At 69.4% G+C, this 9,990-nt stretch carries 9 protein-coding genes; 7 read left to right on the forward strand and 2 right to left on the reverse strand.

The window, feature by feature from the left end:
- The 7 genes from CCN33_RS11760 to CCN33_RS11790 all read left to right on the forward strand — a co-directional run.
- Positions 1–403 (forward strand): FHA domain-containing protein (locus tag CCN33_RS11760; RefSeq protein ID WP_140394516.1); only part of this gene is annotated, 403 nt, incomplete at its 5' end.
- Between the two features lie 10 nt (positions 404–413).
- A complete protein-coding gene (locus CCN33_RS11765; protein WP_086693586.1) occupies positions 414–950 on the forward strand; it encodes an FHA domain-containing protein FhaB/FipA in 537 nt (178 codons plus the stop codon).
- Positions 951–1,043: 93 nt separating this feature from the next.
- The gene (locus CCN33_RS11770; RefSeq protein ID WP_279628161.1) at positions 1,044–2,645 is read left to right on the forward strand and encodes a Stp1/IreP family PP2C-type Ser/Thr phosphatase; all 1,602 of its coding nucleotides are present in this window, start codon (positions 1,044–1,046) and stop codon (positions 2,643–2,645) included.
- Between the two features lie 27 nt (positions 2,646–2,672).
- Complete coding sequence (locus CCN33_RS11775) at positions 2,673–4,142, forward strand: FtsW/RodA/SpoVE family cell cycle protein (protein WP_086693588.1); 1,470 nt, start codon at positions 2,673–2,675, stop codon at positions 4,140–4,142.
- A 175-nt stretch (positions 4,143–4,317) separates the two neighbouring features.
- The gene (locus tag CCN33_RS11780) at positions 4,318–5,793 is read left to right on the forward strand and encodes a peptidoglycan D,D-transpeptidase FtsI family protein (RefSeq protein WP_086693589.1); all 1,476 of its coding nucleotides are present in this window, start codon (positions 4,318–4,320) and stop codon (positions 5,791–5,793) included.
- A gap of 170 nt (positions 5,794–5,963) precedes the next feature.
- Entirely contained in the window at positions 5,964–7,952 is a 1,989-nt protein-coding gene (pknB, locus tag CCN33_RS11785) for a Stk1 family PASTA domain-containing Ser/Thr kinase (RefSeq protein ID WP_086693590.1), read from the forward strand.
- A gap of 117 nt (positions 7,953–8,069) precedes the next feature.
- Complete coding sequence (locus CCN33_RS11790; RefSeq protein WP_244173767.1) at positions 8,070–8,438, forward strand: hypothetical protein; 369 nt, start codon at positions 8,070–8,072, stop codon at positions 8,436–8,438.
- Here the strand turns inward: CCN33_RS11790 and CCN33_RS11795 are convergent, their stop codons facing one another.
- Positions 8,439–9,185 (reverse strand): class E sortase, encoded by a 747-nt coding sequence (locus CCN33_RS11795; protein WP_086693591.1) that lies wholly within the window; start codon positions 9,183–9,185, stop codon positions 8,439–8,441.
- A gap of 48 nt (positions 9,186–9,233) precedes the next feature.
- Positions 9,234–9,990 (reverse strand): class E sortase (locus CCN33_RS11800; RefSeq protein ID WP_244173768.1); only part of this gene is annotated, 757 nt, incomplete at its 5' end.

A 9,990-nucleotide genomic window follows, 5' to 3' on the forward strand; every position in this document is an offset into this window, starting at 1 on the left:
CTACCCGCCCGCCGGAGCCCCCCCGATGCCGTCCGCGCCGCCCCCCGCCGCCCGGCCCGGCGGCTACGGCTACCCCCAGCCCGCCACCCAGCGCCCCGCCGCCGCCCCCATGGGCGGCGCCGCGACCCGGTACTGGATCGAGGTCAACGGCACCCGCCACCAGATCTCCCGCCCGACCCTCGTGATGGGCCGGAGCACCGAGGCGGACGTACGGATCGACGACCCCGGCGTCTCCCGCAGGCACTGCGAGATCCGCACCGGGACGCCCTCGACGATCCAGGACCTCGGTTCCACCAACGGCATCGTGGTGGACGGGCAGCACACCACCCGCGCTACGCTCCGCGACGGCTCGCGGATCGTCGTGGGCAGCACCACCGTTATCTATAGGCAAGCCGAAGGGTGAAGCGGGGGCAATGTCAGAGCTGACCCTCACGGTCATGCGGCTGGGTTTCCTGGCCGTACTGTGGCTGTTCGTGATCGTGGCCGTGCAGGTCATCCGCAGCGATCTGTTCGGTACGCGTGTCACACAGCGCGGAGCGCGCCGGGAGGCCCAGCGCCCGCAGGCCGCCGCCCGGCAGCAGTCCGCGCCCCCGCAGCAGCGCGGCCAGCGCGGACAGCGGGCCCAGCAGAGCGGCGGCGGCCGCCAGCGGCGCAACGCGCCCAGCAAGCTCGTCGTCACCGAGGGCACCCTCGCCGGGACCACCGTGGCGCTCCAGGGCCAGACCATCACCCTGGGCCGCGCGCACGACTCCACGATCGTGCTGGACGACGACTACGCCTCCAGCAGGCATGCCAGGATCTACCCCGACCGCGACGGCCAGTGGATCGTGGAGGACCTCGGCTCCACCAACGGCACCTACCTGGACCGGTCCCGGCTGACGACCCCGACGCCGGTCCCGCTGGGCGGGGCGATCCGCATCGGCAAGACCGTCATCGAGCTGCGGAAGTAGTGCTACACCAATGAATGAGCGCGAGCGGAGCGAGCACGCGGCGGCGGACCGCAATCCGGTCCCCGGCGCGCTCCCGACCGGAGGGTGGGCAGTGTGGCTCGACACGACCGGCTGTACCCGGAGCCGACTGGCGAGGTGCGCATGAGCCTGTCACTGCGCTTCGCCGCCGGATCGCACAAGGGCATGATCCGGGAGGGCAACGAGGACTCCGGTTACGCCGGTCCGCGCCTGCTCGCCATCGCCGACGGCATGGGCGGCCAGGCCGCCGGTGAGGTCGCCTCCTCGGAGGTCATCTCCACCCTGGTCACGCTCGACGACGACGTGCCCGGCTCCGACCTCCTCACCTCGCTCGGCACCGCCGTGCGCCGCGCCAACGAACAACTGCGCTCCATGGTCGAGGAGGACCCCCAGCTCGAAGGCATGGGGACCACCCTCACCGCGCTGCTGTGGACCGGCCAGCGACTCGGCCTCGTACACGTCGGCGACTCCCGCGCCTACCTGCTGCGCGACGGCATGCTCAGCCAGATCACCCAGGACCACACCTGGGTGCAGCGCCTGGTCGACGAGGGCCGGATCACCGAGGAGGAGGCCGGCGCCCACCCGCAGCGCGCCCTGCTGATGCGCGCCCTCGGCAGCGGCGACCACGTCGAGCCCGACCTCTCCATCCGCGAGGTCCGCGCCGGCGACCGCTACCTGATCTGCTCCGACGGGCTCTCCGGCGTCGTCTCCCACCAGACGATGGAGGAGGCGCTCGCCAGCTACCAGGGCCCGCAGGAGACCGTGCAGGAGCTGATCCAGCTCGCGCTGCGCGGCGGCGGCCCCGACAACATCACGGTGATCGTCGCCGACGTGCTCGACCTGGAGACCGGCGACACCCTCGCCGGGCAGCTCTCCGACACCCCGGTCGTGGTCGGCGCCGTCGCCGAGAACCAGCACCACCTGAACCACGACAACGGCATCATGCAGACCCCGGCCGGCCGCGCCTCGCACCTCGGCCGCCAGGGCCGCAGGCAGTCGGGCGGCGGCCGGCACGGCGGGCCCTCCGGTGACACCGAGGAATACGCCCCCGAGGGCAGCTTCGGCGAGTACTCCGAGGAGGACTTCACCAAGCCCCGCAAGGGCCGGCGCTGGCTGAAGCGTTCCCTCTGGAGCGCGCTGGCCCTCGCCGTCATCGGCGGCGGCATCTACGGCGGCTGGCGCTGGACCCAGACCCAGTACTACGTCGGGGCGAACGGCGAGCACGTCGCGGTCTACCGGGGCATCAGCCAGGACCTCGCCTGGGTCTCGCTGTCCAAGGTCGAGCAGGACCACCCCGAGATCGAACTCAAGTACCTGCCGTCGTACCAGCAGAAGCAGGTCAAGAACACGATCGTGGTGGCGGGCGGTCTGTCCCAGGCCCGCTCCAAGGTGCAGGCGCTCTCCGTGCAGGCGTCCGCATGCCGCAAGCAGGCCGAGCGCACCGCCGCCGAGCGCGAGCAGCAGAACTCCAAGACGGGCCAGGGCGCGACCGGCGGCACCACCGGTGCCACCAAGACCGCCTTCACCAAGGCCAGCCCCTCGCCGGACCCCTCGGCCTCCGGGTCGAAGTCGCAGGCGTCGCCCTCGAAGTCCCCGACCGCGTCCGCCACTCCCCGGCCCGGCCCCAGCCTCTCCGAGGATGAGCAGAAGGTCGCCGATCAGTGCGGCAAGCAGTAGGCAAGCCGTGAGAGGCCCCGTCACACGATGAGCAGTACTACCAACACGCCGACGCACCACACGTCCACGATCGGCTCGATCGGTGCGCCGAGCCGCCGCAACACCGAACTGGCCCTGCTGATCTTCGCCGTGGTCATCCCGGTGTTCGCCTACGCCAACGTGGGCCTGGCCCTCAACGACCAGGTCCCCGCGGGCCTGCTCGGCTACGGCCTGGGCCTCGGCCTGCTGGCGGGCGTCGCCCACCTCGCGGTGCGCAAGTTCGCGCCGTACGCCGACCCGCTGCTGCTGCCGCTGGCCACCCTGCTCAACGGGCTCGGCCTGGTGGCGATCTGGCGCCTGGACCAGTCCAAGCGGCTCCAGGCCATGCACGCGGCCGGCGACAAGGCGACCAACCAGCTGATCTACACGGCCCTGGGCATCGCGCTCTTCGTGGTCGTGCTGATCTTCCTCAAGGACCACCGCACGCTGCAGCGCTACACCTACATCTCCATGGTGGTCGCGCTGTTCCTGCTGCTGCTCCCCCTGGTCCCCGGCCTCGGCGCGGACGTCTACGGCGCCAAGATCTGGATCCAGATCGGCAGCTTCACCATCCAGCCCGGTGAGTTCGCCAAGATCGTGCTCGCGGTCTTCTTCGCCGGGTACCTGATGGTCAAGCGGGACGCGCTGGCGCTGGCCAGCCGCCGCTTCATGGGTCTCTACCTGCCGCGCGGCCGCGACCTCGGCCCGATCCTGGTCGTCTGGTTCATCTCGATCCTGATCCTGGTCTTCGAGACCGACCTCGGCACCTCGCTGCTGTTCTTCGGCATGTTCGTGATCATGCTGTACGTGGCCACCGAGCGGACCAGCTGGATCGTCTTCGGTCTGCTGATGTCGGCGGCCGGCGCGGTCGGTGTCGCCAGCTTCGAACCGCACGTCCAGACCCGTGTCCAGGCGTGGCTCGACCCGATGGGCGAGTTCAAGGCCAGCCGGTCCGGCATCCAGGACGGCATCATCCACTCCGAGCAGGCCATGCAGGCGCTGTGGGCGTTCGGCTCCGGCGGCACCCTCGGCACCGGCTGGGGCCAGGGCCACTCCGAGCTGATCGGCTTCGCCGCCAACTCCGACTTCATCCTCGCCACCTACGGCGAGGAGCTGGGTCTCGCCGGCATCATGGCGATCCTGCTGATCTACGGTCTGGTCGCCGAGCGCGGTGTCCGCACCGCGCTGGCCGCCCGCGACCCGTTCGGCAAGCTGCTCGCCATCGGCCTCTCCGGCGCGTTCGCCCTCCAGGTGTTCGTCGTCGCCGGCGGTGTGATGGGCCTCATCCCGCTGACCGGTATGACGATGCCCTTCCTCGCGTACGGCGGTTCGTCCGTCATCGCCAACTGGGCGCTCATCGGCATCCTCATCCGCATCAGCGACACCGCCCGGCGTCCGGCACCCACCCCGGCCGCGAACCCCGACGTCGAGATGACGCAAATCGTGCGGCCCGGCACCACCGGGCCCGACCCGCAGTGAGCGCGACGGGCGGCGGGACCGTACCTCAGGGCGGGTCCCGTCGCCGGGCATCGGGGACGTCCTCGTCCACAGGCAGTGCCCCTAGACTGTGGGCGGCCAAGGACGGGGGCCAGCCCCAGCCACACCGAGAGACCGAAGCGACAGGCGCCCCTGTCAGCTCGTGGAAAGGCCGGACGTGAACAAGCCCCTGCGCCGCATCGCCATCTTCTGCGGACTGCTCGTGCTGGCCTTGCTGATCCGCGACAACTGGCTCCAGTACGTCCAGGCCGACAAGCTCCGCACCGCCAGCGACAACCGCCGCGTCGCCATCGAGCGCTACGCCGCCCCGCGCGGCGACATCATCGTGGACGGCGAGCCGATAACCGGTTCCGTGTTGACCAAGGCCGGCGACTACAAGTACAAGCGCACGTACAAGAACGGGCCCATGTGGGCGCCGGTCACCGGCTACTCCTCCCAGGCGTTCGACAGCACCCAGCTCGAGAAGATCAACGACGGCATCCTCACCGGCAACGACGACCGGCTGTTCTTCCGCAACACCCTGGACATGCTGACCGGCAAGCCCAAGCAGGGCGGCAACGTCGTCACCACGCTCAACTCCGCGGCGCAGAAGGCCGCGTACTCCGGGCTGAAGAACCAGGGCGGCAAGGGCGCGGTCGTCGCGCTGGAGCCCTCCACCGGCAAGATCCTCGCGCTGGCCTCGTACCCCTCGTACGACCCGTCGTCCTTCGCGGGTTCCCGTGACAGCGACGCGGCGGCCTGGTCGAAGCTGCAGAAGAAGAGCGACGCCTCCGACCCGATGCTCAACCGGGCGCTGCGCGAGACCTACCCGCCCGGCTCGACCTTCAAGGTGGTCACCGCCGCCGCGGCGCTGGAGAACGGCAAGTACTCCTCGGCCGACCAGAAGACCGACAGCCCGCTGCCCTGGGTGATGCCCGGCACGCAGACCGAGCTGAAGAACGAGGGCAACATCCCCTGCAAGGACGCGACGATGCGGGTCGCGCTCCAGTACTCCTGCAACACCGTCTTCGGCAAGATCGGCGCCGACCTCGGCAACGACAAGATGCTGGCCGAGGCGAAGAAGTTCGGCTTCGACTCCGAGCAGTTCACGCCGATCCGCGCCAACGCCTCGGTGTTCTCCAAGGACATGAACGACTCGCAGACCGCGCTGTCCTCCATCGGCCAGTTCAACACCGCAGCCACCCCGCTCCAGATGGCCATGGTCGCCTCCGCGGTCGCCAACGACGGCAAGCTGATGAAGCCGTACATGGTCGACTCCCTGCAGTCCTCCAACCTGGACCCGGTGGAGAAGAGCGAGCCGCAGGAGATGAGCCAGCCGCTCTCGCCGAGCAACGCGCAGATCCTCCAGTCGATGATGGAGACCGTCGTCAAGGACGGCACCGGTAAGAACGCGCAGATCAACGGCGTGACGGTGGGCGGCAAGACGGGTACCGCGCAGCACGGTGTGGAGAACAGCGAGAACCCGTACGCGTGGTTCCTCTCCTACGCCAAGCTGCCCGACCACAGCTCGCCGGTGGCCGTGGCCGTGGTCATCGAGGACGACAACGCGGTCCGTGACGACATCTCCGGTGGCGGCCTCGCCGCCCCGATCGCGAAGAACGTCATGGAGGCGGTCATCAACTCCAAGAAGTGAACCCGCTCACGTGCCCTTCACATCGCCGCACGTTGCGATACCGGTCCGGTATCGGGTTATCGGCTTGGCCAGGTCACACAGAGCGAGCCGGGTACGGTAGGCCCGGACGGAAGCTCCGGCCGCGCACACCCGTGCCGGGCGGGACCGACGGAGAGGGCTGGTAAGTAGCTATGGAAGAGCCGCGTCGCCTAGGCGGCCGGTACGAGCTGGGCCACGTACTCGGCCGTGGTGGCATGGCAGAGGTCTACCTCGCGCATGACACCCGCCTCGGCCGCACCGTGGCGGTGAAGACGCTGCGCGCGGACCTCGCGCGTGATCCGTCCTTCCAGGCCCGGTTCCGCCGGGAGGCCCAGTCTGCCGCCTCGCTCAACCATCCTGCGATCGTCGCGGTCTACGACACGGGCGAGGACTACATCGACGGGGTCTCGATCCCGTACATCGTGATGGAGTACGTCGACGGCTCCACGCTCCGTGAGCTGCTGCACTCCGGGCGCAAGCTGCTGCCCGAGCGGTCGATGGAGATGACCATCGGCATCCTCCAGGGTCTGGAGTACGCCCACCGCAGCGGCATCGTCCACCGGGACATCAAGCCGGCCAACGTCATGCTGACCCGCAACGGCCAGGTCAAGGTGATGGACTTCGGCATCGCCCGCGCCATGGGCGACTCCGGGATGACGATGACGCAGACCGCGGCCGTGATCGGCACCGCCCAGTACCTCTCGCCGGAGCAGGCCAAGGGCGAGCAGGTCGACGCCCGGTCCGACCTGTACTCCACGGGCTGCCTGCTCTACGAGCTGCTGACCGTCCGTCCGCCGTTCGTGGGCGACTCCCCGGTGGCCGTCGCCTACCAGCACGTGCGCGAGGAGCCGCAGCCGCCGAGCGTGTTCGATCCCGAGATCACGCCGGAGATGGACGCGATCGTCCTCAAGGCGCTGACCAAGGACCCGAACTACCGCTACCAGTCGGCCGACGAGATGCGGGCCGACATCGAGGCGTGCCTCGACGGCCAGCCCGTGGGAGCGACCGCGGCCATGAGCGCGGTCGGCTACGGCTACGCGGACGACCAGGCGACCACCGCGCTGCGGCAGGAGCCGGCCGGGGCGACGACGATGCTCCCGCCGATGAACCCGGACGACGGCGGCTACGGCTACGACGACCGGCCCGACCGGCGGCGCCAGCAGAAGAAGAACAACAACACCTCGACGATCCTGCTGGCGGTCGCGGGTGTGCTGGTGCTGGTCGGCGCGATCCTGATCGGCATGTGGATCTTCTCCGGCAAATCCGAGAAGGCGTTCCCCGCGCCGAACTTCGTGGGCAACACCGTCGACGACGCCCGGAAGATGGCGGAGGCGTCGGACCTGAAGCTGGGTGACATCACGCGGAAGCCGTGTGACGACCAGCCCAAGGACAAGATCTGTTCGCAGACCCCGACGGCCGGCTCGGACATCAACAAGAACGACACCGTCACCCTGGTCGTCTCCACGGGCGCGCCCAAGGTGACGATCCCGAGCGTCATCGGACTCCCCTTCGACCAGGCACGGGAGAAGCTGGAAGGCGACGACTACCAGCTCACGGTGAAGAAGGAGACCCGCGTCTCCAGCGACACCCCGGACAACGTCCTCGACCAGGACCCCACCGGCGGCAAGCAGGTGCAGAAGGGGTCCACGATCACCCTGATCGTCGCCAAGGCCGAGGAGAAGGTCACCATCCCGGACGTCAGGGGCAAGTCCTGCGACGAGGCCAAGGCCGACCTCCAGAACGCGGGTCTCGTCCCGACCTGCAACGACCAGCCCGTGCCCGACCCGGCCCAGAACGGCAAGGTCCAGGGGACCAACCCCGAGATCGGCCGTCAGGTCAAGAAGGGCACCCCGGTCTCCATCAGCGTCGGCAAGAACGACGCCCCGGAGCAGGTCCAGGTCCCGGACGTCACCAAGCAGTCCCTGAAGGACGCCCGCAACACCCTTCAGGGCCTCGGCCTCCAGGTGAACGCCCAGGGCCCGGGAGCGGGGGACGAGAACTCCACCGTCCTCTCGCAGAGCATCCCCCCCGGCCCCGCCAAGAAGGGCGACACCATCACCCTCATCTCCGTGAGCCAGGGCAACAACGGCAACAACGGCGGAGGCGGCCTCGGCGGAATCTTCGGCGGCCAGAACGGCTGACTCCCGCTCCGCTCTGATCAACACGCAGTCCCCCGGCACCTCTGGGTGCCGGGGGACTGTGTCGTTTTCCGATCGTGCCCTCATATGCCCGACCTGCGGCAATTCGAGAGTGACAACGTGTCACTCTCGCTGGGAAGTTATCCACAGGCCCGTCGGAGCCTCACGGTCTACTCCCGCCGCGCCGTCCTCAACATCGCCATGCTCCTGCGCGACAGCGAGGTCGCCCGGCGGGTGCGCACGTATCTTCTGGACGTGGAGCAGGCGTCCCGTGCCGAACTCGACGGCCTCGCGCTGGACGACCGTATCGACCAGCGGATCGCTCACGTCCTCGGCAAGACGGTGGTGCCGATGTTCAACGCGCTGATCGAGGCCTCGGGCGAGCATCAGCGGGAGCTGGTGGCGATGCGGGACGGGGTGGGGCGGATCGAGCAGCGGTTGCGGGCACATCATGCGCGGCTGCGGCGGTTGGAGTACCGCAGGCCGTGATCAGCGGAGTTCCGCCGGGAGGGTGCGCTTGGCGTCGACCTTTTCCGTGCGGACCAGCTCGGCCCAGACCACGTAGCGGTAGCGGCTGGTGTAGACCGGGGTGCAGGTGGTCAGGGTGATGTAGTGGCCCGGCTTGGTCCTGCCGGACTCCTTCGGGACCTGCGCCAGGACGTCGACGTTGTACTTCGAGGTCTCGGGGAGGATCGAGTAGACCTTGTAGACGTACCACTTGTCCCTGGTCTCGAAGACGACCGGGTCGCCCTCGTGGACCTTGTCGATGTTGTGGAACTTGGCGCCGTGGCCGTCGCGGTGGGCGGCGAGGGTGAAGTTGCCCTTCTTGCCGGTCGTCGGGAGCACGGCCCTGGCCGGGTCGGTGTAGTAGCCGGCCACACCCTCGTCGAGGACGTCGGTGGAGGTGCCCTTCTCCACCAGCACAGCGCCGTTGCGCATCGCCGGGACGTGCAGGAAGCCGATGCCGTCCTTGGTGTCCAGCGCGCCGGGCCCGGTCGCGGAGTCGGCCCAGTGGTCGCGGACCCGGTCCGCCTGCCGGTCGGCGTGCCGGTCGGCGACGACGTTGGTCCACCACAGCGAGTAGACGACGAACAGCCCGAGCACCACCCCGGCCGTGATGAGGAGTTCCCCGAGGAAGCTGACCGCCCGCGCGATCGGCCCCTGCCCCCGCGGCGGACCCCCGCCCGTACCGGACGCGGCCGTGTGCTCTTCGGTGCCGTCGGCGGTCGCTGCCACAGATCCCCTGCCCATGTTCGGCTCTTCGGCTGGTGAGACGGACCGCCGCTACTGGATGAGCGCGTCCGGCTTGCCCTTGCTGCGCGGGCGTTCCTCGACCATCTTGCCCCAGACGATCAGCCGGTACTTGCTGGTGAACTCGGGCGTGCAGGTGGTGAGGGTGATGTACCGCCCCTGCCGGGTGAACCCGGACCCCTGCGGCACCGGATTCAGCACGCTGGTGTTGGACGGCGGAGTCACCGGCAGCATCGACGCGACCTTGTACACGAAGTACTCGTCCTGCGTCTCCACCACGACCGCGTCGCCCGCCACCAGCCGGTTGATGTAACGGAACGGCTCCCCATGGGTGTTGCGGTGCGCCGCGAGCCCGAAGTTGCCGGTCTTGTCGTACGGCATCGCCGTCTTCAGCGGCGCTTCCCCGTAGTGCCCGACCATCCCCTTGTCGAGCACCTTCTTGTTGCTGACGCCCTCCGCGATCGGCGCGACCACGTCCAGCTTGGGGATGTGCAGGATGGCGAACCCCTGCCCCGGCTCGAACGCCCCCGGCGCCCGCTTGCCGTTCGCCCAGTCGTCCTGGAGCTGGCTCGTCTCGCTGCCCGCCTCCGCATGGGCCCGGACGTTGGTCCACCAGAGCTGGTAGGTGACGAACAGCAGCATGACCACGCCGGTGGTGATGAAGAGTTCGCCCACCGCCCGGCTCACCATGACCGCCGCCCCCGGCTTGCGCGCCCGCGCCTGCTGCCGGGCCTCCATCCGCGACAACGGCCGCGCCGGGCCGTCCGCGACGGCCGATGCCCCCTCACGG

Source organism: Streptomyces recifensis, from assembly GCF_002154615.1.
GTDB lineage: Bacteria > Actinomycetota > Actinomycetes > Streptomycetales > Streptomycetaceae > Streptomyces > Streptomyces griseoluteus.

Excerpts from the sequence above, each read along its gene's own strand:
- CCN33_RS11765 (WP_086693586.1), top strand. The coding sequence starts at position 414 with ATGTCAGAGCTGACCCTCACGGTCATGCGGCTGGGTTTCCTGGCCGTA.
- pknB (WP_086693590.1), top strand. The coding sequence starts at position 5,964 with ATGGAAGAGCCGCGTCGCCTAGGCGGCCGGTACGAGCTGGGCCACGTA.
- CCN33_RS11775 (WP_086693588.1), top strand. The coding sequence starts at position 2,673 with ATGAGCAGTACTACCAACACGCCGACGCACCACACGTCCACGATCGGC.